The following is a 22,483-nucleotide window of genomic DNA, read 5'->3' as shown; positions in this document are numbered from 1 at the left end:
GAGTCGGGCCCCATGGGCGAGCAGCAGCACGTGAAGTTCCCGCAAGAGGTCATCGACGAGTACGCGGCGCTCGGCGTCGACCTCGTGGCCCTGTTCTCCGCCGGCCACCTGGGCACCCGCCTGGGCGTGCAGATCGTCGAGGCCTCCGCCGACCGGGTCGTCGGCACGATGCCGGTCGAGGGCAACACCCAGCCCTACGGCCTGCTCCACGGCGGCGCCTCCGCGGTGCTCGCCGAGACCCTCGGCTCCGTCGGCTCGATGCTGCACGGCGGCAGCTCCAAGATCGCCGTCGGGGTCGACCTCAACTGCACCCACCACCGCGGCGTCCGCTCCGGCCTGGTCACCGGCGTCGCCACCCCCGTGCACCAGGGGCGCTCCACGGCGACGTACGAGATCGTGATCAGCGACGAGGAAGGGCGGCGGGTGTGCACGGCGCGGCTGACGTGCCTGCTGCGCGACGTGCGGCCGGGCGACGCGGCGAACATCCCCGCGACGTGACGAGGCACCTCGGGAGACCGTTGCCCGCCGCCGTCGGGCGGCCTAGCGTCGGAGCATGACAACGGCAGGACCCCGGCCGGGGGCGTGGCGGCCGGCCCGACTCGCCCTGCTGGCGGTCGCGTTGACGACCGGCTGCGGCAGCTTCGGCACCACCGACACCCACGGCGGCGGACGCGCGGGCACCGGCACCACCCCGCCCGCCTCCGCCACCGCGCCGACCTCCACCACCCCGTCCGCCTCCGCCACCCCGCCCGAGGTCCTGTGCACCCGCATCGTCACCCACTGGTCCCGGAAGGTGCTCGACGGCACCACCTACGGGGACTACCAGTCGATGGGGCTGTCCAACGGGCAGTACGACATCCTGCGGGCGGTCGTGGACGCCGCGCGGGCCGAGAAGAAACGCCGGGGAGCGGACGCCGCCGACCAACTGATCGACCGTCAGGCCCGCCAGGGCTGTGCCGACTGGTACCGCTCCGGCGGCCCCGGCGAAGGCGCCTGGCAGTGAGCGGCGTCGGCCCGGTCGAACCCGGCGAGGGCACACGCGCGTGGGGCCACCCCGAGACCCCCACCACCCCCGGCACCCCCGCACGTCCACGCAGCCGCCCCCTGCGCCTCTACGACACCCACCGCCGGGCCGTCCTGGCGACCCTGACCACCGCCGCCCTCCTCGCGGCCGGCGGCTCCCTCTACGCCACCCGGCCCCGCGAGCACACCCCGGCCCCACCGGCGCCACCGTTCCCGTCCCAGGTCGTGGACGTCACCTACCTCGGTTCCACCGCCGTACCCCCCGGCGCACCGCCCAGGACCTTCGCCTTCGAGGTGCTGCTCGGCGTGGAGTCGGGGCCCTCGGTCACCGTGACCGCGCTGACCCAGCCGTACGCCGGCCTCTCCCTGACCACGGCCCCTCGGCCGCCCTTCGGCACCAGGGCGGGTTCCGCCCGCAAGATCGTCATCACGATGCGGGTGACGGAATGCGGAAAGGTGCCCAGGAACGCCGGACTGCCTTTCCTGGACGTAACTCTACGTAATGCGCGCGCAATAGAAGAGCACAGTTTCATCCTCGGTTCACGGTACGCACAAGACCTGTCCGAGTCCCTACAAGTCGCCTGCAGCAACAGTTCCAGGTAATCACCAAAACGCCCGAGACGCCTGAACCGATCCGGGCTCCTCCTGCGGATTCTCACCATGCGGACAGGGCGAATCGGCTCGAATTCCGCTGTTCCACCCACTGAGTACCGCTCTGCATTACCTCGTGTCATAACAAGAGCGTCACAGCCTTCGTCAGACCCTCCTCCACGTTCCCTTCACCCGCTTAGAGTCACGGCCAGTCACCGCGCGGCCTGAAAAAGCTTCGGACCGGCGTTCGACTCGGCCTCTTCCAGGGGGGAGAGGGCCGTGCCAGGGAAAGGACTGGATCGTGCGTCAACGTTCGTTCATCGCCATCACCGCCGCGCTGGCGGCGGGAGCACTCACCCTCACCGCCTGCGGCTCACGCGGCGACGACGGCGACAAGGGCTCCGACTCGGGCAGTGGCGGCACCACCGTCACCATCGGCGTCGACGCGCCCCTGACCGGCGACCTGTCCGCCATGGGCCTCGGCATCAAGAACTCCGCCGACCTCGCCGCCAAGACGGCCAACAAGAAGGAATACGTCAAGGGCATCACCTTCAAGGTCGACGCCCTCGACGACCAGGCCCAGCCGTCCGCCGGACAGCAGAACGCCACCAAGTTCGTCGCCGACAAGAGCGTCCTCGGCGTCGTCGGCCCGCTCAACTCCAGCGTCGCCGAATCCATGCAGAAGGTCTTCGAAGCCGCCTCCCTCGTCGAGGTCTCCCCCGCCAACACCGGCCCCTCCCTCACCCAGGGCCCCGACTGGCAGAAGAGCAAGACCCGCCAGTACAAGTCGTACTTCCGCACCGCCACCACGGACGCCATCCAGGGCCCGTTCGCCGCCCAGTACGTCTACACCACCGCCAAGAAGACCAAGGTCTTCGTCATCGACGACAAGAAGACCTACGGCGCCGGCCTCGCCGCCACCTTCACCGCGGAGTTCAAGAAGCTCGGCGGCAGCGTCGTCGGCACCGAGCACATCAACCCCGACACCAAGGACTTCGCCGCGGTCGCCACCAAGGTGAAGAAGTCCGGCGCCGACGTCGTCTACTACGGCGGCGAATACCCCCAGGCCGGCCCCCTCAGCAAGCAGATCAAGGCCGCCGGCGCCAACGTCCCGCTCGTGGGCGGCGACGGCATCAAGGACGACACCTTCATCAAGCTCGCCGGCGCCACCGGCACCGGCGACCTCGCCACCTCCGTCGGCGCCCCCGTCGAAGACCTGCCCTCCGCCAAGCAGTTCGTCGCCGACTACAAGGCCGCCGGCTACAGCGAGGAATACTCCGCCTACGGCGGCTACGCCTACGACTCCGCCTGGGCCGTCATCGAGGCCGTCAAGAAGGTCGTCGACGACAACGGCGGCAAGCTTCCCAGCGACGCCCGCGCCAAGGTCATGGCCGCCATGCAGAACGTCTCCTTCGACGGTGTGACCGGCAAGGTCTCCTTCGACGAATACGGCGACGCCACCAACAAGCAGCTCACCGTCTACGCCGTCGAGAACGGTGCCTGGAAGACCGTCAAGTCGGGCACCTTCACCGGCTGACGCCCACACCCGCACCCACCCATGAGCCGCGCGGGGCGCTGTTCCACTGGCGCCCCGCGCGCACTCACATCCGGCCACATCCGTCGAACTATCCGAACCGTCTCGGAGGACATGCGGTGAACGAACTGCCGCAGCAGCTGGTCAACGGCCTGCTACTGGGATCCATGTACGGCCTGGTCGCCATCGGCTACACAATGGTCTATGGCATCGTCCAGCTCATCAACTTCGCCCACGGCGAGATCTTCATGACCGGCGCCTTCGGCGCACTCACGGTCTGGCTCTGGCTCCCCGGCGGCACCACGATGTGGCTCGCCCTGCCGCTGATGATCGTCGGCGCGATCATCGTCGCCGTCACCATCGCCGTCGGAGCGGAACGGTTCGCCTACCGCCCCCTGCGAAACGCACCACGCCTCGCCCCCCTCATCACCGCCATCGGCCTCTCCCTCGCCCTCCAGCAGGCGGTGTGGGCCTGGTACCCCGACGCCAAGTCCGCCCGCACCTTCCCCGAAATCCCCGGCGGACCCTTCGAGCTCGGCGACGTCACCATCCAGACCGGCGACATCTTCCTCCTGTGCGCCGCCCCCATCAGCATGGCGTTCCTCGCCTACTTCGTCATGAAGACCCGCACCGGCCGCGGCATGCAGGCCACCGCCCAGGACCCCGACACCGCGAAACTGATGGGCGTCAACACCGACCGCATCATCGTCCTCGCCTTCGCCCTCGGCGCCGCCTTCGCCGCCGTCGGAGCCGTCGCCTACGGCCTCAAGTACGGCCAGATCGACTTCCGCATGGGCTTCATCCTCGGCCTCAAGGCCTTCACCGCTGCCGTCCTCGGCGGCATCGGCAACATCTACGGCGCCATGATCGGCGGCGTCGTCCTCGGCATCGCCGAGACCCTCGCCACCGCCTACATCGCCGACATCCCCGGCATGGACAAGTTCGGCAGCCAGTCCTGGGCCGATGTCTGGGCCTTCGTACTCCTCATCCTCGTACTGCTGTTCAGGCCACAGGGCCTGCTCGGCGAACGCGTCGCGGACAGGGCGTGAAAAACCGATGACGACACAGACCACCGCACCGCAGACCCTGTCCAAGAGCACCACCGCCACCGGCCTCGTCCCCATCCCCGAGCGTGTCGGACGAGCCCTCGCCCTCGGCGGCAGCATTCTCGCCGTCGTCTCCACCTTCCTCGCCTGGACCTGGACCAGCGCATTCCCCGGCGACCTCACCGTCTACGGCTACCCCGGCGGCCTCCAAGTCCTCGTCCTCATCACCGGCGCCCTCACCACCCTGTTCTGCCTCTCCTCCTACGGCGTGCAGGGCCTGACCTGGCTCACCCCCGCCGGAGCGGACGCGGCCGTCAAATTCGGCACCCTCGCCACCTTCGCCACCGCCTGGTACACCGTCCTCGCGATCAGCGTCGACCTCGGCGGCCTCGTCAACCTGGAACCCGGCGGCTTCATCGTCGCCATCGCCACCCTCACGGCCCTCGTCGGCGCCCTCGCCCTGCCTTTCCAGCACCCCGCCCCGGACCCCATCGACCCGGACGACACCAGCTGGGAACACTTCAAGCACAACGCCCGCCACCAGTGGGAAACCGTCAAAACCGCCTTCGCCTCCGGCACCGCCAAGCCCGTCGGCGCACTCCCCTCCTACGCCGAAATCCTGATCATCGTCGCCGTCCTCGGCCTCGGCCTCACCGTCTTCACCTACGGCATCGGTACCGAGTACGACGAACTGTTCATCGGCTTCCTCATCAGCGCCGGCCTCGGCTTCGCCGCACTCACCAAATCCGGACTCGTCGCCCAGGCATCCCAGATCACCGCACGCCACCAGAACATCACCATCTGCGGCGCATTCGTCGCGGCGGCGCTCTTCCCCTTCACCCAGACCGACGACCAGTACGCGACCCTCGGCGTCTACATCCTGATCTTCGCCACCGTCGCCCTCGGCCTCAACATCGTCGTCGGCCTCGCCGGCCTGCTCGACCTCGGATACGTCGCCTTCCTCGGCGTCGGCGCCTACGCCGCCTCCCTCGTCTCCGGATCACAGAGCTCGCCCTTCGGCGTCCAGTTCCCCTTCTGGGCCGCCGTCCTGGTCGGCGCACTCGCCTCACTCGTCTTCGGCGTCCTCATCGGCGCCCCCACCCTCCGCCTCCGCGGCGACTACCTCGCCATCGTCACCCTCGGCTTCGGTGAGATCTTCCGCATCACCGCCAACAACCTCGACGGCACTTCCGGACCCGACATCACCAACGGCTCCAACGGCATCTCGGCCATCCCCGACCTCGACATCCTCGGATTCGACTTCAGCAAGCAACACGACATCGCCGGCTTCGCCATCGGCCGATTCGCCAACTACTTCTTCCTGATGCTGCTCATCACGGCCATCGTCGTACTCGTCTTCCGACGCAGCGGCGACTCCCGCATCGGCCGCGCCTGGGTCGCCATCCGCGAAGACGAAACCGCCGCCCTCGCCATGGGCATCAACGGCTTCCGGGTCAAGCTCATCGCCTTCGCCGTCGGCGCCTCCCTCGCCGGACTCGCCGGCACCGTCCAGGCCCACGTCACCTACACCGTGACACCCGAGCAGTACCTCTTCGCCGGCGCCATCCCACCCAACTCCGCCTTCCTCCTCGCCGCGGTCGTCCTCGGCGGCATGGGCACCATCAGCGGACCCCTCATCGGCGCCGCCCTGCTCTACCTCATCCCCAACAAGCTCCAGTTCCTCGGCGACTACCAGCTCTTCGCCTTCGGTGTCGCCCTCATCCTGCTGATGCGCTTCCGGCCCGAGGGCCTCATCCCCAACCGACGCCGTCAGCTGGAGTTCCACGAGGAGGCGGAAGCGCCCACCGTCCTGACGAAGGCAGGGGCCTGACCACCATGACCACCGACACCACCACCCAGACCGGACAGACCGTCCTCGACGCCCGCGGCGTGACCATGCGCTTCGGCGGCCTCACCGCCGTGAGCGACGTCAACCTCACCGTCAACAGCGGCGAGATCGTCGGCCTCATCGGCCCCAACGGCGCCGGCAAGACGACCTTCTTCAACTGCCTCACCGGCCTGTACATCCCCACCGAAGGCGAAGTCCGGTACAAGGGCCAGGTCCTGCCGCCCAAATCCTTCAAGGTCACCGCGGCCGGCATCGCCCGTACCTTCCAGAACATCCGCCTGTTCGCCAACATGACGGTCCTGGAGAACGTCCTCGTCGGACGCCACACCCGCACCAAGGAAGGCTTCTGGTCCGCCGTCCTCCGCGGCCCCGGCTTCCACAAGGCCGAAGCCACCTCCCGCGAACGCGCCATGGAGCTCCTCGAGTTCGTCGGCCTCGAAAAGAAGGCCGACCACCTCGCCCGCAACCTCCCCTACGGCGAACAGCGCAAGCTCGAAATCGCCCGCGCACTCGCCAGCGAACCCGGCCTCCTCCTGCTCGACGAGCCCACCGCCGGCATGAACCCGCAGGAAACGCGGACCACCGAAGAACTCGTCTTCGCCATCCGCGACAAGGGCATCGCCGTTCTCGTCATCGAGCACGACATGCGCTTCATCTTCAACCTCTGCGACCGCGTCGCCGTCCTCGTCCAGGGCCAGAAACTCATCGAAGGCGACAGCGCCACCGTCCAGGGCGACGAACGCGTCATCGCCGCCTACCTCGGCGAACCCTTCGAGAACGCCCCCGGCGCCGAAGAACTCGCCGAAGTCGAAGCCGCCGAAGCGAACGCCGACACCACCACGGACGCCGCGCCCGGCAAGCCCGGCAAGGAGAACGACCGATGACCGCACTCCTCGAAGTCGAAGACCTCCGGGTCGCCTACGGCAAGATCGAAGCCGTCAAAGGCATCTCCTTCAAGGTCGACGCCGGCCAGGTCGTCACCCTCATCGGCACCAACGGCGCCGGCAAGACCACCACCCTGCGCACCCTCTCCGGCCTCCTCAAGCCCGTCGGCGGCCAGATCAAATTCAACGGCAAGTCGTTGAAGAAGATCCCGGCCCACGACATCGTCTCGCTCGGCCTCGCCCACTCCCCCGAGGGGCGGCACATCTTCCCGCGCATGACGATCGAGGACAACCTCCGCCTCGGCGCCTTCCTCCGCAACGACAAACCCGGCATCGAGAAGGACATCCAGCGCGCCTACGACCTCTTCCCCATCCTCGGAGAACGCAGGAAGCAGGCCGCAGGCACCCTCTCCGGCGGCGAACAGCAAATGCTCGCCATGGGCCGCGCCCTCATGTCCCAGCCCAAACTGCTCATGCTCGACGAACCCTCCATGGGCCTCTCGCCGATCATGATGCAGAAGATCATGGCCACCATCGCCGAACTGAAGTCCCAGGGCACGACGATTCTCCTCGTCGAGCAGAACGCCCAAGCGGCCCTCTCCCTCGCCGACCACGGCCACGTCATGGAAATCGGCAAGATCGTCCTGTCCGGCACCGGCCAGCACCTTCTCCACGACGAGTCCGTCCGCAAGGCCTACCTCGGCGAAGACTGACCCGGACCACCCGCACACGGCGGAGGCCCGCACCCCCGAAAGGGGTGCGGGCCTCCGCCGTGCTCGACAAGCGCTCCCGACCTCAGCCCTTGGACGCCTTCTTCTCCTCAGCGTCCTGAATGACCGCCTCGGCCACCTGCTGCATCGACATCCGCCGATCCATCGATGTCTTCTGAATCCACCGGAACGCCGCCGGCTCCGTCAACCCGTACTCCGTCTGGAGGATCGACTTCGCCCGGTCCACCAGCTTCCGCGTCTCCAGGCGCTGTGTGAGGTCCGCGACCTCCCTCTCCAGCTCCTTCAGCTCCGTGAACCGCGAGACAGCCATCTCGATCGCCGGAACCACGTCACTCTTGCTGAACGGCTTCACGAGATACGCCATCGCCCCCGCGTCCCTCGCGCGCTCCACCAGATCACGCTGCGAGAACGCCGTCAGCATCAGCACCGGCGCGATCCGCTCCTCCGCGATCTTCTCCGCCGCCGAGATACCGTCCAGCTTCGGCATCTTCACATCGAGAATCACCAGGTCCGGCTGGTGCTCGCGGGCCAGCTCGATCGCCTGCTCGCCGTCACCCGCCTCACCGACGACGGTGTAGCCCTCCTCCTCCAGCATCTCTTTGAGGTCGAGCCGGATCAGGGCCTCGTCCTCGGCGATGACGACACGGGTCGTCAGCGGAGGCACGTGCGACTTGTCGTCGTCGGGCGCGTCTGCGGGCTGGGGCGACTCGGGGGCGGTCACGGGGGCTCCTTGTTCAGGGCAGGGGTGCTGCTGACAAGAGCCTACCTAGCTGCGGTAAGGTGGGGGCACGGCGGGTGGCCGTCAACCTTTCTTTCAAAGGGAGCCCCGGTAGCCCAGCGGTAGAGGCAATGGTCTCAAACACCATACAGCGTCGGTTCGAATCCGACCCGGGGTACTTTTCCTTGGATTCCAAGGATGTCGTCAGAAGCGGATGTTCTCGTTCTCGTGAACATCCGCTTTTTGCCGTGTGGCGCGGCCTGCGAGAACGCGGCGCCCCACCGCTTCCCCCGGACCCTTACGTGTCGTTCTCACCGATGTGGTGCACGCGGACCATGTTCGTGGAGCCGGATACGCCGGGCGGGGAGCCGGCGGTGATGACGACGGTGTCGCCCTTCTCGCAGCGGCCGTACTTGAGGAGCAGTTCGTCCACCTGGGCGACCATCGCGTCGGTGGAGTCGGCCTGGGGGCCGAGGAAGGTCTCCACGCCCCAGGTGGCGCTCAACTGGGAGCGGGTGGCGGGCTCGGGGGTGAAGGCGAGCAGGGGGATGGGTGAGCGGTAGCGGGAGAGGCGGCGGGCGGTGTCGCCCGACTGGGTGAAGGCGACGAGGAACTTGGCGCCGAGGAAGTCGCCGATTTCCGCTGCCGCTCGGGCGACGGCGCCGCCTTGGGTGCGGGGTTTGCTGTTCTCGGTGAGGGGCGGGAGGCCCTTGGCGAGGATGTCTTCTTCCGCGGCCTCGACGATTTTGGCCATGGTGCGGACCGTCTGTACGGCGTGTTTGCCGACGCTGGTCTCGCCGGAGAGCATGACGGCGTCGGTGCCGTCGATGACGGCGTTGGCGACGTCGGAGGCTTCCGCGCGGGTGGGGCGGGAGTTGTCGATCATGGAGTCGAGCATCTGGGTGGCGACGATGACCGGCTTGGCGTTGCGTTTGGCCAGCTTGATGGCGCGTTTCTGGACGATGGGGACGTGTTCGAGTGGCATTTCGACGCCGAGGTCGCCACGGGCGATCATGATGCCGTCGAAGGCGGCGACGATGTCGTCGATGGCTTCGACCGCCTGGGGTTTTTCGATTTTGGCGATGACCGGGAGGTGTCGTCCTTCTTCGTCCATGATGCGGTGGACGTCGAGGATGTCTTTGCCGCTGCGGACGAAGGACAGGGCGATGACGTCGAAGCCGGTACGCAGCGCCCAGCGGAGGTCTTCTTCGTCTTTCTTGGAGAGTGCCGGGACGGATACGGCCACTCCGGGGAGGTTGAGTCCCTTGTGGTCGGAGATGATGCCGCCTTCGAGGACACGGGTGTGAACGCGGGGACCGTCGACGGAGGTGACGTGGAGGGTGACTTTGCCGTCGTCGATGAGGATGCGTTCGCCCTGGGTGACGTCGTGGGCGAGGCCGGCGTGGGTGGTTCCGCAGATGTGGCGGTCGCCTTGGGTGCCTTCTTCGACGGTGATGGTGAAGGTGTCGCCGCGTTCGAGGAGAACGGGACCTTCGGCGAAGTGGCCGAGGCGGATTTTCGGGCCTTGAAGGTCGGCGAGGATGCCGATGCTGCGTCCGGTTTCGTCGGCGGCTTTGCGCACGTGGTGGTAGCGCTCCTCGTGCTCGGCGTGGGTGCCGTGGCTGAGGTTGAAGCGTGCGACGTCCATTCCGGCTTCGACCAGCGCTTTGATCTGGTCGTAGGCGTGGGTGGCGGGGCCCAGGGTGCAGACGATTTTCGCTCGGCGCATGGGTCGAGCCTAGGGCTTACCGCCTGGTAGCGAATTGGTGGTGGGTGTCTTCTCAAGAACCTTTGGGTGAAGGATTGTCGTCAAGTGTTGAATTGTGCGGTGGTCCGCTCCGATGAGCGTTTTCGGGTCACAAAATCGGGGGTGCCATGGTGAAGCGGGCGTTGATGGCGGCGTGTACGTGCTGGCGTTGTGGTTCGAGGTCGAGGGGTGCGGGGGTGGTGTCGTCGGTGGGTGCGGTGGCGGACATGGCGCGCATGCGTGCGGCGGGGCGGGCCGGCGGAGTGATTTCGGTGCCGATGTCGGCGAGTTCGGTGAGTGCGGTGAGGGTGGTGCCGAGTGCTTGGGCGTATTCGCGGGCGCGTTGGACGGCTTCTTGTACGGCTCGTTGGCGTGCTGTGCGGTGGGTGGGTGAGTTGGGGCGGAGAGACCACCAGGGGCCGGTGACGTGGGTGAGTTCGAGGTCGGCGAGGCGGGTGGTGAGTTCGCCGAGGGTGGTGAAGTCGGTGAGTTCGGCGGTGATGTGGACGTTGCCGTGGTAGGTGCGGATGTGTTCGCCGCGGCCTCGTGCGGTGAGTTCGGGTGTGAGGGTGAGGGCGCTGGTTTCGATGTGCTCGACGGCGTCGCCGTAGGTCTTGATGAGGTCGAGGGCGGTGGTGTTGCGGCGGGCGAGGTCGTCGAGGATGGTGCGGCGGTCGCGGCCGCGGGCGGTGACGGTGATGTGGATGCGGGCGATTTCGGGGTCGACTTCGAGGTGGGCTTCGCCGCGGACGGCGATGTGGGGGACGTCGGGGGTGCCGTAGGGAAGGTGGGCGGGGTGGTCGGGGGCGGTCATACGTCCCACTCTGTCATGTGTTTTCTGTTTGAGGGCGCGGGTGTTGGTGGTTGAGGTCACCAGATCGAAACCTGTGGGGTCTGTTGTGGTCGGCCTCGGCCGGGTCAGAATCTACGCGCGTTATCTACGCGCGTCGTTGACGGTTCGCCGAGGAGAGCAAGTCATGCCGTTGAATCGCCGGAAGTTTCTGAAGAAGTCCGCTGCGACCGGGGCGGGGGTGGCGATCGCGGGCGCGGCTGCGGCTCCGGCGGCGCAGGCGGCGGAGGTGGGGAGGCCGGCCGGCCCGGTGAAGCGGTACGCGTTCACGGTGATGGGGACGACGGATCTCCACGGGAATGTCTTCAACTGGGACTACTTCACGGACAAGGAGTTCGACGACAAGGCGCACAACGACGTCGGTCTGGCGAAGATTTCGACGCTGGTGAATCAGGTGCGCGCGGAGAAGGGTCGTCGGAACACTCTGCTCATCGACGCGGGCGACACCATTCAGGGCACGCAGTTGTCGTATTACTACGCGAAGGTGGATCCGATCACCGCCAAGGGCGGGCCGGTGCATCCGATGGCCCAGGCGATGAATGCGATCGGCTATGACGCGGCGGCGCTGGGGAATCACGAGTTCAACTACGGCATTCCGGTGCTGCGGAAGTTCGAGGAGCAGTGTCGTTTCCCGCTGCTGGGCGCGAACGCGTTGGATGCGAAGACGTTGCGGCCGGCGTTCGCGCCGTACAGCATGCACCGGTTGTGCACGCCGTTCGGGCGGGATGTGCGGGTGGCGGTGCTGGGGTTGACGAATCCGGGTATCGCGATCTGGGACAAGGCGAATGTGCAGGGGAAGATGACGTTCCCGGGCCTGGAGGAGCAGGCGGCGAAGTGGGTGCCGAAGCTGCGGGCGATGGGCGCGGATGTGGTGATCGTGTCCGCGCACAGTGGTTCGTCGGGGACGTCGTCGTACGGTGATCAGTTGCCGTACATCGAGAATGCGGCGGGTCTGGTGGCGGAGCAGGTGCCGGGGATCGATGCGATTCTGGTGGGTCACGCGCACACGGAGATCGCGGAGTACTTCGTCACGAACAAGGCGACCGGCAAGCAGGTTGTGCTGTCGGAGCCGTTGAAGTGGGGGCAGCGTCTGACGCTGTTCGACTTCGAGCTGGTGTGGGAGAAGGGGCGCTGGGCGGTCGAGAAGGTGGGTGCGCAGGTCCTCAATTCCAACACGGTGGAGGAGGACGAGAAGATCGTGAAGCTGCTCTCCGACGAGCACGAGAAGGTCGTGGCGTACGTCAACCAGGTCATCGGGACGAACGCCGCGGAGATGAGGTCGGTGGAGGCGCCGTACAAGGATGTGCCGATCATCGATCTGATCAATCACATTCAGGCCGACACGGTGCGGCAGGCTCTGGCGGGTTCGGAGTACGGGTCGTTGCCGGTGTTGTCGCAGGCGGCGGCGTTCTCGCGGAGTGCGGTGATTCCGGCGGGTGAGGTGACGATCCGGGATGTGGCGGGTCTGTATGTCTTCGAGAACACGTTGGAGGCCCGTTTGATGACGGGTGCTCAGATGAAGGCGTATCTGGAGTATTCGGCGAACTATTTCGTGCAGACGGCGCCGGATGCGGTGGTGGATCCGGCGAAGCTGACGAACGCGAACGGGACGCCGGACTACAACTATGACGCGGTGAGTGGTCTGACGTATGAGATCGACATCGCGAAGCCGGCGGGGTCGCGGATCGTGGATGTGCGGTTCGAGGGGGCGCCGCTGGCGGATGATCAGCGGTTCGTGTTCGCGGTGAACAACTACCGGGCGAATGGTGGGGGGAACTTCCCGCATGTCGCGTCGGCGCGGTTGTTGTGGTCGAACTCGGACGAGATCCGTAACACGATGATCGCGTGGGTGAAGGCGAAGGGGTCCATCGATCCGGCGGAGTTCGCGTCGGTGGGGTGGAAGCTGACGCGGAACGGTACGCCGGTCTTCTAGGGGGTTCGGCGCTTCCAGCGGCTCCGGCACTTCTGAGGGCGTCGGCTCTGCCTGGGGCTGTGGCTCTGTCCGGGGCTTCGGCGCGAGGGACGGTGGGGGGTTTTCCCGCCGTCCCTTTGCGTTGTCAGCGGCTTTCGGCGAGGGGGATGAGGGTGCGGGGTTGCCGGGCGGTGGGGAGGTGGGGTCGGGGCTGCTGGAGTCCGAAGGTGGTGAAGGCGGTTCGGGTGGGGAGGGGGTAGGTGTCCTTGCCGGTGACGGTGTTGACGATGGTGGCGCTGCGCCAGGCGGTGAGGCCGAGGTCGGGGGCGCCGACGCCGTGGGTGTGGCGTTCGGCGTTCTGGACGTAGAGGGCGCTGCCGGTGGCGGTGATGGTGGGGTCCAGGACGAGGCGGAAGTGTTCGTCGATGCGGGGGCGGTCGGCTTTGTCGCGGCGCAGGTAGGGGTCGAGGCCGGCGAGGAGGCGGTTCAGGGGGCGTTCGCGGTAGCCGGTGGCGAGGACGACGGCGTCGGTGGTGAGGCGGGTGCGGGTGTCCTGCTGGAGGTGTTCGAGGTGGAGTTCGATCTTGGTGGTGGCGATGCGGCCGGCGGTGCGGACGTGGACGCCGGGGGTGAGGGTGGTGTCGGGCCAGCCGCCGTGCAGGGTGCGGCGGTAGAGCTCGTCGTGGATGGCGGCGAGGGTGTCGGTGTCGATGGCCTTGTGGAGTTGCCATTGGGTGGTGAGGAGGTGGTCGCGGGTGGGTTCGGAAAGGGCGTGGAAGTAGCGGGTGTAGTCGGGGGTGAAGTGTTCGAGGCCGAGTTTGGAGTACTCCATGGGGGCGAAGGCTTCGGTGCGGCCGATCCAGTGGAGGCGTTCGTGGCCGACGGGGCGGTGACGGAGGAGGTCGAGGAAGATCTCGGCGCCGGACTGTCCGGAGCCGACGACGGTGACGTGGTCGGCCGCGAGGAGGGTGGTGCGGTGGTCGAGGTAGTCGCCGGCGTGGATGACGGGGACGCCGGGTGCTTCGACGAGGGGGCGTAGTGGGTCGGGGATGTGGGGTTCGGTGCCGATGCCGAGGGCGATGTTGCGGGTGTAGGTGCGGCCGAGGGCCTCGGCTTCTCCGTCGGGGTCGAGGTGGGTGTAGTCGACTTCGAAGAGGTGGCGTTCGTGGTTCCAGCGGACGGCGTCGACCTGGTGGCGGAAGTGGAGTCCGGGGAGGTTGTCGGCGACCCAGCGGCCGTAGGCGTCGTATTCGGCGCGGTGGATGTGGAAACGTTCCGCGATGTAGAAGGGGTAGAGGCGGTCGTGGGTGCGGAGGTAGTTGAGGAAGGTCCAGGGGCTGGTGGGGTCGGCGAGGGTGACGAGGTCGGCGAGGAAGGGGACCTGGACGCGGGCGCCGTCGATGAGGAGGCCGGGGTGCCAGTGGAAGGTGGGGCGTTGTTCGTAGAAGACGGCGTCGAGCTGGGTGAGCGGGTGGGTGAGGGCGGCGAGGGAGAGGTTGCTGGGGCCGATGCCGATGCCGACGAGGTCGCGGGGGGTGTCGGGGTCGGAGGATGGGGGCGTGTTCATGCGGGGGTGTTTCCTTCCACCAGTTTCAGAAGGGTGGCCAGGTCGTCGAGCCGGGTGTGGGGGTTGAGGAGCGTGGTTTTGAGCCAGAGGCGGCCGTCGGGGCGGGCGCGGCCGAGGACGGCGCGGCCGTCGGTGAGGAGGTTGCGGCGCAGGGCGGCGACGGTGTCGTCGGTGGCATTGGTGGGGCGGAAGAGGACGGTGCTGATGGTGGGGCGGTCGTAGAGGTCGAGGTGGGGGTGTTGTTCGATGAGGTCGGCGAGGTGCCGGGCGTGGGCGCAGACCTGGTCGACGAGGGTGGCGAGGCCGGTGCGGCCGAGGGTTTTGAGGGTGACGGCGATTTTGAGGATGTCGGGTCGGCGGGTGGTGCGCAGGGAGCGGCCGAGGAGGTCGGGCAGGCCGGCCTCGGTGTCGTCATCGGGGTTGAGGTAGTCGGCGCGGTGGGTGAGGGGGTCAAGGTCGTGGGGGTCGTGGACGGCGAGGAGACCTGCGGCGACGGGTTGCCAGCCGAGTTTGTGCAGGTCGAGGGTGATGGTGTGGGCGGTGTGGAGGCCGGTGAGTTTGTGGCGGTGCTGGTCGCTGAAGAGGAGGCCGCCTCCGTAGGCGGCGTCGATGTGGAGGCGGGCGTTGTGGGCTGCGCAGCGGGCGGCGATGTCGGGGAGGGGGTCGATGAGTCCGGCGTCGGTGGTGCCCGCGGTAGCGGCGACGAGGTGGGGGCCGGGGACGCGGCTGAGGGCTTCGTCGAGGGCGACGGGGTCGAGGGTGCCGGCGGGGGCGGGGACGGCGATGGGGTCGGGTAGCCCGAGGAGCCAGGCGGCGCGGGGCAGGGAGTGGTGGGCGTTGGCCCCGTGGATGAGGCGGAGGGCGGGGCCGTGGCGTTCGCGGGCGAGGAGGAGGGCCAGGTGGTTGGCGTCGGTGCCGCCGGTGGTGACGACGGCGTCGGCCATGCCGGCTTCGTGGGCGAGGGCGCGGGTGACGAGGGCTTCGAGTGCGGAGGCGGCGGGGGCCTGGTCCCAGGAGTCGAGAGAGGGGTTGAGGGCGGAGGCGGCGAGGTCGGCGGCGGTGGCCACGGCGAGGGGTGGGCAGTGGAGGTGGGCGGCGCAGTGGGGGTGGGCGGGGTCGGCGGAACCGGCGACGAGGGTGTGGACGAGGGTGTGGAGGGCGTCGGGGTCGCCGTTGTCGGGCAGGATGTCGCCGACGGCGGCATGGACGTGTGCGGTGACCGTGTCGGGTCCGCCGGGGGGCAGTGGTCCGCCACGGGCGCGGTTGCCGGTGTCCAGGGCGTGGAGGACGGTGTCGAGCAACGGCCGTAGGGCGTCGGGTCCTTGGGGGCCCGAGGCGAGGGGCGGGAGAGTCATGGGGCTCCTCCGGGCGGGCAGGGCGGCGGGGGCTTCCAGCTTGTCCGAGGAAGCGGTGGCGTGCCTGCCAAGTGGGGGGAGGGGACCCGAAAGTGGGTACTGGGGGGCGCGTGAGGTGGGGGTCGGTCGGGGTGAAGAGTCCCGGCGGGGCCGGGAGGGGTCGGGCCGGGTCGCACCGGGCGCAGCCGTCGGGCTGAGCCGCCCCGGGTCGGGGTGCATCGAGCCGGGCTGTGAGCGGGAGCGGCGGCTCGGCGGATCCCGTGCGCAGCCGAGCGGCCACCAGGGCACAGCGGCTCGGCGGATCCTTGCGCGGCCGAGCGGCCACCAGGGCACAGCGACTCGGCGGGTCCCTTTTGCGCGGCCGTGGGGCCCTGATCGGCGGGCCCACCGGCCGACGGCTGCCAGGCGGCCGAGCCCTTCGGACCGAGCCGGGCCGCACTGGCCGGACGACGACAGGGCGCGCCGCCTCAACCGCCCCCCCCGCCCGGACCGGTCCGCCGGAGTCAGAGAGGGGCCAACCGTGGGTCAGTCCGTGTACTCCTCGTCCCCGTCATTCTCCTCGTTCTCCTCGTTCTCCCATTCCTCCTCATCAGCGGCCTGGGGATGCAGGGTGATGCGGCCGACGAGTTGGCGTACCTCGGCGATCATGCGGTCGAGTTCTTCCTGGGAGCCGAAGGGGTGGACCGTGGTGGCCCGGGCTTCGGGGCTGTCCGCGATCTTCAGCAGGCGGTCGACGGCGTGGCCGGCCTCGGCGACGGCGTGGCGCAGGGCGCGGCGTTCGGCGGCGAGTTTCTGGGCGACGGAGGGTTCGTTGTCGGCGTCGTGGTCCTGCTGTTGGCGTTCCTGTTCGGCCTGTTGGGCTTTGCCGGGGTTGGAGACGGCGACGACGCGCCATTGGTCGAGGGGTCGGACCGCTCGGCCGCCGGCGTCGCGGGCGATCTTGTCGGGGGCGGAGAGGTCGACGGCGGGGATGGTGTACATGTCGGCCGTGTTGCGGGCCAGGAGCTGGGCGTCGGTGAAGGAGTTCAGGCATTCGCGTTTGGCCTCGAAGGCGCGGGCGGCGAAGGCGAGGCTCCAGAGTCCTTCCTCGGACTGGGCGAGGCCGGCGACGATCTGGTCGGTGTTGGCGCGGAAGGGGACGGTCTTGCCCACGGCGGAGCCGACGTTGCGGGTGATGAGTTTGTCGGCGATGAGGGCGGTGCCGCCGGCGACGGCGAGGGTCTGGCGGGCGTCCTTGTTGCCTTTGAGCGCGGGTTCGACGAGGTCGGTGAAGTCGGCGGTGGGGGTGGGCTGCCAGTCTCCGAGGACCTGCTTGGTGAGAACGCCGCCGTTGGCCCAGGCATTGCGGGCCTGCTGGAGGGATCCGGCTTTGTAGCCGCGCCAGGGCAGGTCGATGACGGGGCCGAGGAGTTCGGCGTATCCGGAGGTTTTCATCTGACTGGTGCCCTTGATGTCCTTGGCGAACTTCTTGACCTGTTCGAAGACTTCGGGCCGGGTGAGGAAGTGGGTGAGGTAGACGGCGCGCCACAGGGGGGTCCCGGGGATGTCGGGCCGGCCGAAGACGGCGGGGAGGTCTTCGGGTTTGCGGCGTCCGAGGGCGAGGCCGATGATGCCCTCGAGGAGGCTGTTCTGGGGTAGTCCGGGCAGGCGGACGCGGCTGATGGCGCGGCTTCCGACCTCTACGTTCTGTGCGGCGGCCTCCCAGTGGCGGAACTCGACGTGGATCGAGGCGAGGATGGAGCGGACGGCGTCGTCGAAGACTTCCTCGGCGGAGAGGCCGGCGGAGCCGTGGCGGTGGATGCCGACGGTGATCTGGGCGGGGACGACGAGGGTCTGGCCGATGCGTACGGAGCGGTCGGCGGGCTGTTCCTGGGTGACGCCGCGCTGGAACTCGGCGAGGAGTCCGGTGAGGGCGTCCTGTCGGCCGAGGGCCATGCGCTGGCTGAGGGACTTCTCGTTGCTGCCGCGTCGCTGGGTCTTCTCGGCGGTGAGGATGCGCAGTGCGGTGGCGGCGATCTCGTCGGCGTAGGGTGTGCTGCCTTCGGTGGCGTCGGTGAGCAGGGCCCATGCGCTGGTGAGGCGGGTGATGCCGTCGCGTACGGCGAGGACGTCCATGTGTTCGTCGCCGTCGGCGAACTCGAGTCGGCAGGGGTGGGCGATGACGGCGCGGGTGATGCGTCGGGCGAGGATGGAGCGGTCGTAGGGGTTGGGGTTGGCGTGGCGGGTCTGTTCTATGGTCTGGGCGAGGTGGTCGTGCAGGTGTTTGCGGTCGCGGTAGCGGTAGACGACCCGGGCGTAGGGGCGTCCGTGGTCGTCGACGTCGCCGTGGACCTCGGGGTCCTCGACGGGGAGGGCGCCCTGGCCGGTGCGTGGCTGGTGGCCGGGGAAGAGTTCGGTGAGCCAGACCCTGGTGTGCAGTGAGCGCAGGGTGGCGCCTTCGACGTGTTCCTCGATGAGGGCGGAGGCCTGTCCCTTGGCGGAGCGCAGCTGGGCGGCGGCGGCTTCGGGGGAGATGATGGCGCGGGCGACGGCGTGCCAGGCGTCCTCGTCGAGGGCGGCGCCGTCGGCGTTGAGGCCGGCTTTGACGAGCTGGGCGCGGTCGCCGGGGGTGGAGGGGTCGGGGAGGGTGCGTTCGAAGCCCGAGACGGTGAACTCCTCGCCTTGGAAGGTGAAGGAGATGGTTTCGGGGCCACCATCGGGGGTTTGGATATGCTGCCCGAAGGGGTCGTGGTCCTGTGATTCTGTGGTCGCGGTCACGCTTTTCCTTTCTTTGGGCTGCTGTGGGGCGGTAAGTCGGTCGGTTGTTCACTGGCCCGGCGCAGCCCCGGCCGGTAGACTTGGGGGTGCAGTCAGGGCGCGTGGTGAATGCGCGCCAGGTCTGCTTCCACGGACCCCGGCCATCGGCCGGGGTCCGTCATGTGTGGGGTGGGGGTCAGCACCGTTCGGGGGCGGTCGCTTTGGGCAGGTGCCGGGCGTGCCAGCCCCACATGAACTGCCGGCTGGGCCGGCGGGCGATGGTCTGGCAGGCGCAGTAGGCGACGAGGTCGGCCATCTGGAGATGCGGCGAGGTGTGGGCCGGGACGGCCGCGGCCGGGTGCGGGATGCGGCTGGGCCGCAGGCGCAGGTGGGCGTCGGCGTAGAGGTGTTCGCTGCCGTCTCCGTCGACGACCAGGGCGAGGATCTCGCCGGTCTCGGTGGCGCGCTGGTCGAGCAGGCGCAGGAGCCGGTCGTAGGCGCGTCGCTTGGCCAGGCCCCAGTGGGTGAGGTCCTGGGTGTAGACGGTGGTGATGTGCAGGCCGGGCTGGGCGGCGATCACGTCGAGGGCTTCCTGGGCCATGCGGTAGCGCTCGATCTTGCGCGGGTTGCGGCCACCGGGGCGTCCGCGTCCGGCGAGGAATCCGTTCGCGTGGAGTTCGTACTCGGGAGGGATTCCGTGGTCGTGGGACCAGCGGTCGCGCAGGGCCTGCCAGGCGTGGAGGATGTCCGCGGCGTCGGCCGTCGGGACGCCCAGGGCGGTGTAGAGCGCGAGGCCGGTTCGGGGGATGCCGGATTCGTCGATGTAGTAGGTACGATCGACCGGCTGAGGTGCGCTGATGGCTGTTCCTGGCCTTTCGCTCGAATCCGAGGGTCGTCAGAACGACAGGCGGCTGCACCGCTTCGAACTGATCACTCCAGCCGGCTTTCGGGGCCGGTCAGGCAAACGGATTCGGGCGATACGCGCTACGTCGTCCACCGCTTCGCTCCTCGGTCTCTTGCTCGGTGGCCCGGTGAGATGCGTGTGATCTCCGGGTCCGCCAGTTCGAGGTCCGAGTGGCATCCGGCCTGTGCCGTCTGCTGGTCGCGGAGCAATGAAGGGCTCGTACGCTTTTCAGGCTAGACCCGCGTCTTTCACACCGTCAACTTCTGTTGTGTGGTGGCGATCGGCCGCTCCCCGCGCGGGTCGCGCGGGGAGCGGTCGGCGGGTTCAGGCGCCGCGTACCTTCAACGCCCGTGCGAGGTCGTCGAGTTGGTCGGCGAGCTTGCGGCGCAGGGCGGGGATCGGGTCGGCTTCGCGCAGGCAGGTCTCGCCGAGGGTGAGGTGCTCGGTGTCGACGGCGTGCGCGGGGAAGGCCCAGCGGCCGGCGGCGTCGGCGATGGCGGGGCCGCGGCGGGCGGCGAGGGCGACGGCGTCCTGGTAGAAGCGCGGCACGTACTCCCGTACGAGGTCGGCCTGTTCGGGTTGCCAGAAGCCCTGGGCGGTGGCGGTGAAGAGGTAGTTGGACAGGTCGTCGGTGGTGAACATCGCCTCCCAGGCGCGCCGTTTGGCGTCGGCGTCGGGCAGGGCGGCGCGGCAGCGGGCGGCGCCTTCCTGGCCGGTGGCGGAGGGGTCGGCCTCCAGTTCGGCGGCGATCGCGGTCTCGTCGACGGCGCCGAGGGCGGCGAGCCGGGCCAGGACGCGCCAGCGCAGGTCGGGGTCGAGTTCGGGTCCGCCGGGCACGGTGCCGTCGGCGAGCCAGGCGGCGATGGTGTCGGGGTGGGCGGCGACGTCGATGAAGTGGCGTACGGCGATCAGGCGCAGGTCGGGGTGGTCGCCGTCCTCGGTGCGGCGGATGAGGTCGCGGCACAGGGAGCTGAGGGTGGCCAGGGCGGCGGGGCGCTCGTCGGGGGTGAGGTAGCGGTCGGCGATCTGGGTGGCGGCGAAGGCGAGGACGCCCTGGACGAGGGCGAGGTCGGTCTCGTGCGGGAGGTGGGTGCGGGCGGTGTCCAGGTAGGCGGAGGGGGGCAGTTCGCCGTCGCGGACCGCGTCGCGCAGGGCGTTCCAGACGACGGCGCGGGTGAGGGGCGCGGGCAGGCCGGAGAGGCTGGAGCGGACGGTGGCGAAGGATCCGGCGTCGAAGCGGACCTTGGCGTAGGTGAGGTCGCCGTCGTTGAGGACGACCAGGGCGGGGCGCTTGCCGATGGGCTGGGGGGCGCTGAGCGGGATGTCCAGGTCGAGGCGTTCGCGCAGGACGAGGCGGCCCTCGTCGGAGAGGTCCTGGTCGTACAGGCCGACGGGGACGCGGTGCGGGCGGCTGCCGGTGTGCTGGACGGTGAGGGCGCAGGTGCCGGCGTCGGTGGTGAGGGCGGGGGTGAGGGTGTCGACGCCGGTGGTGCGCAGCCAGGCCTCGGCCCAGGCGTGGACGTCGCGTTCGGTGCTGGAGGCCAGGGAGTCGACGAAGTCGGCGAGGGTGGCGTTGGCGAACTTGTGGCGGGCGAAGTGGGTGTTGATGCCGGCGAGGAAGTCCTTCTCGCCGAGCCAGGTCACCAGCTGGCGGAGCGCGGAGGCGCCCTTGGCGTAGGAGATGCCGTCGAAGTTGAGGAGGGCGGCGGCGGTGTCCTCGACGTGGTCGGGGGCGACGGGGTGGGTGGAGGGCCGCTGGTCGGCGTCGTAGCCCCAGGCTTTGCGGACGACGCCGAACTCGGTCCAGGTGTCGGTGAAGCGGGTGGCTTCGGCGGTGGTCTGGTAGCCCATGTACTCGGCGAAGGACTCGTTCAGCCAGATGTCGTCCCACCAGCGCAGGGTGACGAGGTCGCCGAACCACATGTGGGCCATTTCGTGGGCGATGACCATGGCGCGGGTCTGGCGCTGGGTGTCGGTGACGGCGGAGCGGAAGACGAACTCGTCGCGGAAGGTGACGAGGCCGGGGTTCTCCATGGCGCCGGCGTTGAACTCGGGGACGAAGGCCTGGTCGTAGGAGTCGAAGGGGTAGGGCTCCTCGAACTTCTCGTGGTAGCGGTCGAAGCAGGCGCGGGTGACGTCGAGGATCTCGTCGGCGTCCGTGTCGAGGTAGGGGGCGAGGGAGCGGCGGCAGTGGAGGGTGAAGGGCAGGCCGCGGTGCTCGGTGCGTACGGAGTGCCAGGGGCCGGCGACGACGGCGACGAGGTAGGTGGAGATCGGCGGGGTGGGCGCGGCTTTCCAGCGGCCCTCGCCGAGGTGCTCGGTGATGCCGTTGGCGTGGACGGTCCATCCTTCGGGGGCCCTGACGGACAGGTCGAAGACGGCCTTGAGGTCGGGCTGGTCGAAGGCGGCGAAGACGCGCTGGGCGTCGTCCATGCACAGTTGGGAGTAGAGGTAGGTCTCGCCGTCGGTGGGGTCGGTGAAGCGGTGCATGCCCTCGCCGGTGCGGGAGTAGCGCATGCTCGCGGCGATCCGCAGTTCGTGTTCGCCGGCGGTGAGGTTCTTCAGGGGCAGCCGGTTGTCGTCCAGTGTCCTGGGGTCGAGGGGCTCGCCGTCGAGGGTGACGGAGCGCAGCTCGGCCGGTTTGAGCTCGACGAAGGTGTCCGCGCCCGTGCGCGCGGCGAAACGGATGACGGTCAGGGACTCGAAGGTCTCGTCTCCGGTGGTCAGGTCGAGCTCGATGGTGTAGCGGTGGACGTCGAGGAGCTGGGCACGGGTCTGCGCTTCGTCGCGCGTCAGTACGGACATGCAGGCCATGCTGCCTGATGGCGCAGGCCGGGCACAGGGGCGGATCGGTACGCACTGTTTGTCCCGGCTCGCGCGCCGGGGCCGCGGGGCGCGGGCGGTCACCGCGCCGTCGCCGTGACGGCCGTGAGGGGGCGCCGACCGGGCGGGTGAAGGGTTGCTTTCCCCGCCGGCCCGGGTGTCCGCGGAGGGACGCCCGGTGCTCCCCCGCCGGCGCGGGCGTCCGCGGGCCGA

17 protein-coding genes and 1 tRNA gene are annotated in these 22,483 nt (G+C 69.0%); 10 read left to right on the top strand and 8 right to left on the bottom strand.

The features are described from left to right. The first annotated feature begins 12 nt into the window (after window positions 1-12). The 8 genes from ALMP_RS23870 to ALMP_RS23835 all read left to right on the top strand — a co-directional run bounded on the left by ALMP_RS23870 (window position 13) and on the right by ALMP_RS23835 (window position 7,640). Complete coding sequence (locus ALMP_RS23870; RefSeq protein ID WP_264931525.1) at window positions 13-498, top strand: hotdog fold thioesterase; 486 nt, start codon at window positions 13-15, stop codon at window positions 496-498. A 55-nt stretch (window positions 499-553) separates the two neighbouring features. Continuing rightward, entirely contained in the window at window positions 554-1,003 is a 450-nt protein-coding gene (locus ALMP_RS23865; protein WP_264931524.1) for a hypothetical protein, read from the top strand. After that, the gene (locus ALMP_RS23860; protein WP_264931523.1) at window positions 1,000-1,626 is read left to right on the top strand and encodes a Tat pathway signal sequence domain protein; all 627 of its coding nucleotides are present in this window, start codon (window positions 1,000-1,002) and stop codon (window positions 1,624-1,626) included. Before ALMP_RS23865 ends, ALMP_RS23860 begins: the two co-directional genes overlap by 4 nt. Before the next feature lie 289 nt (window positions 1,627-1,915). Further along, window positions 1,916-3,151: a branched-chain amino acid ABC transporter substrate-binding protein gene (locus tag ALMP_RS23855; RefSeq protein ID WP_264931522.1), complete on the top strand. Its 1,236-nt coding sequence runs from the start codon at window positions 1,916-1,918 to the stop codon at window positions 3,149-3,151. Window positions 3,152-3,267: 116 nt separating this feature from the next. Then, a complete protein-coding gene (locus ALMP_RS23850) occupies window positions 3,268-4,197 on the top strand; it encodes a branched-chain amino acid ABC transporter permease (RefSeq protein ID WP_264931521.1) in 930 nt (309 codons plus the stop codon). Between the two features lie 7 nt (window positions 4,198-4,204). Then, window positions 4,205-6,025 carry a branched-chain amino acid ABC transporter permease gene (locus tag ALMP_RS23845; RefSeq protein ID WP_264931520.1) on the top strand — a complete coding sequence of 607 codons (1,821 nt, stop codon included), beginning with the start codon at window positions 4,205-4,207 and terminating at the stop codon, window positions 6,023-6,025. Window positions 6,026-6,030: 5 nt separating this feature from the next. Next, complete coding sequence (locus ALMP_RS23840; protein WP_264931519.1) at window positions 6,031-6,927, top strand: ABC transporter ATP-binding protein; 897 nt, start codon at window positions 6,031-6,033, stop codon at window positions 6,925-6,927. Further along, window positions 6,924-7,640: an ABC transporter ATP-binding protein gene (locus ALMP_RS23835; RefSeq protein ID WP_264931517.1), complete on the top strand. Its 717-nt coding sequence runs from the start codon at window positions 6,924-6,926 to the stop codon at window positions 7,638-7,640. The genes ALMP_RS23840 and ALMP_RS23835 overlap by 4 nt, the downstream gene beginning before the upstream one ends. 82 nt (window positions 7,641-7,722) lie before the next feature. On the opposite strand, the gene ALMP_RS23830 is transcribed toward ALMP_RS23835, so the two are convergent. Beyond that, the gene (locus tag ALMP_RS23830) at window positions 7,723-8,379 is read right to left on the bottom strand and encodes an ANTAR domain-containing response regulator (RefSeq protein ID WP_264931515.1); all 657 of its coding nucleotides are present in this window, start codon (window positions 8,377-8,379) and stop codon (window positions 7,723-7,725) included. Window positions 8,380-8,481: 102 nt separating this feature from the next. Between ALMP_RS23830 and ALMP_RS23825 the strand changes: the two genes are divergently transcribed. After that, a tRNA-Leu gene (locus ALMP_RS23825) sits at window positions 8,482-8,554 on the top strand. Window positions 8,555-8,674: 120 nt separating this feature from the next. Here ALMP_RS23825 and pyk read toward each other — a convergent pair. Together pyk and ALMP_RS23815 are read right to left on the bottom strand one after the other, a co-directional pair. Continuing rightward, window positions 8,675-10,105: a pyruvate kinase gene (gene pyk / locus ALMP_RS23820; RefSeq protein ID WP_264931513.1), complete on the bottom strand. Its 1,431-nt coding sequence runs from the start codon at window positions 10,103-10,105 to the stop codon at window positions 8,675-8,677. Between the two features lie 127 nt (window positions 10,106-10,232). After that, entirely contained in the window at window positions 10,233-10,937 is a 705-nt protein-coding gene (locus tag ALMP_RS23815) for an SIMPL domain-containing protein (protein ID WP_264931511.1), read from the bottom strand. 163 nt (window positions 10,938-11,100) lie between these two features. Between ALMP_RS23815 and ALMP_RS23810 the strand changes: the two genes are divergently transcribed. Next, window positions 11,101-12,906, top strand: coding sequence for a bifunctional UDP-sugar hydrolase/5'-nucleotidase (locus tag ALMP_RS23810; protein WP_264931509.1), 1,806 nt, complete (start codon window positions 11,101-11,103; stop codon window positions 12,904-12,906). Window positions 12,907-13,030: 124 nt separating this feature from the next. Here the strand turns inward: ALMP_RS23810 and ALMP_RS23805 are convergent, their stop codons facing one another. The 5 genes from ALMP_RS23805 to pepN all read right to left on the bottom strand — a co-directional run bounded on the left by ALMP_RS23805 (window position 13,031) and on the right by pepN (window position 22,252). Continuing rightward, the gene (locus ALMP_RS23805) at window positions 13,031-14,452 is read right to left on the bottom strand and encodes a lysine N(6)-hydroxylase/L-ornithine N(5)-oxygenase family protein (protein WP_264931508.1); all 1,422 of its coding nucleotides are present in this window, start codon (window positions 14,450-14,452) and stop codon (window positions 13,031-13,033) included. Next, complete coding sequence (locus ALMP_RS23800; RefSeq protein ID WP_264931505.1) at window positions 14,449-15,807, bottom strand: pyridoxal-dependent decarboxylase; 1,359 nt, start codon at window positions 15,805-15,807, stop codon at window positions 14,449-14,451. Before ALMP_RS23800 ends, ALMP_RS23805 begins: the two co-directional genes overlap by 4 nt. 525 nt (window positions 15,808-16,332) lie before the next feature. After that, window positions 16,333-18,564, bottom strand: coding sequence for a hypothetical protein (locus tag ALMP_RS23795; protein ID WP_264931504.1), 2,232 nt, complete (start codon window positions 18,562-18,564; stop codon window positions 16,333-16,335). A gap of 175 nt (window positions 18,565-18,739) precedes the next feature. Further along, window positions 18,740-19,366, bottom strand: coding sequence for a hypothetical protein (locus ALMP_RS23790; protein ID WP_264931949.1), 627 nt, complete (start codon window positions 19,364-19,366; stop codon window positions 18,740-18,742). A 405-nt stretch (window positions 19,367-19,771) separates the two neighbouring features. Continuing rightward, window positions 19,772-22,252: an aminopeptidase N gene (gene pepN / locus ALMP_RS23785; protein ID WP_264931503.1), complete on the bottom strand. Its 2,481-nt coding sequence runs from the start codon at window positions 22,250-22,252 to the stop codon at window positions 19,772-19,774. Between the last annotated feature and the right edge of the window lie 231 nt (window positions 22,253-22,483).

The organism is Streptomyces sp. A012304, assembly GCF_026008495.1.
Lineage (GTDB): Bacteria > Actinomycetota > Actinomycetes > Streptomycetales > Streptomycetaceae > Streptomyces.
Note: the sequence above shows the minus strand (reverse complement) of the source record. Positions and strands in the feature narration are given on the sequence as shown.

Coding starts and splice junctions, on each gene's coding strand:
- ALMP_RS23870 (WP_264931525.1), top strand. CDS start 13: ATGGGCGAGCAGCAGCACGTGAAGTTCCCGCAAGAGGTCATCGACGAG.
- ALMP_RS23865 (WP_264931524.1), top strand. CDS start 554: ATGACAACGGCAGGACCCCGGCCGGGGGCGTGGCGGCCGGCCCGACTC.
- ALMP_RS23845 (WP_264931520.1), top strand. CDS start 4,205: ATGACGACACAGACCACCGCACCGCAGACCCTGTCCAAGAGCACCACC.
- ALMP_RS23840 (WP_264931519.1), top strand. CDS start 6,031: ATGACCACCGACACCACCACCCAGACCGGACAGACCGTCCTCGACGCC.
- ALMP_RS23835 (WP_264931517.1), top strand. CDS start 6,924: ATGACCGCACTCCTCGAAGTCGAAGACCTCCGGGTCGCCTACGGCAAG.
- pyk (WP_264931513.1), bottom strand. CDS start 10,105: ATGCGCCGAGCGAAAATCGTCTGCACCCTGGGCCCCGCCACCCACGCC.
- ALMP_RS23815 (WP_264931511.1), bottom strand. CDS start 10,937: ATGACCGCCCCCGACCACCCCGCCCACCTTCCCTACGGCACCCCCGAC.
- ALMP_RS23810 (WP_264931509.1), top strand. CDS start 11,101: ATGCCGTTGAATCGCCGGAAGTTTCTGAAGAAGTCCGCTGCGACCGGG.
- ALMP_RS23805 (WP_264931508.1), bottom strand. CDS start 14,452: ATGAACACGCCCCCATCCTCCGACCCCGACACCCCCCGCGACCTCGTC.
- ALMP_RS23800 (WP_264931505.1), bottom strand. CDS start 15,807: ATGACTCTCCCGCCCCTCGCCTCGGGCCCCCAAGGACCCGACGCCCTA.
- pepN (WP_264931503.1), bottom strand. CDS start 22,252: ATGTCCGTACTGACGCGCGACGAAGCGCAGACCCGTGCCCAGCTCCTC.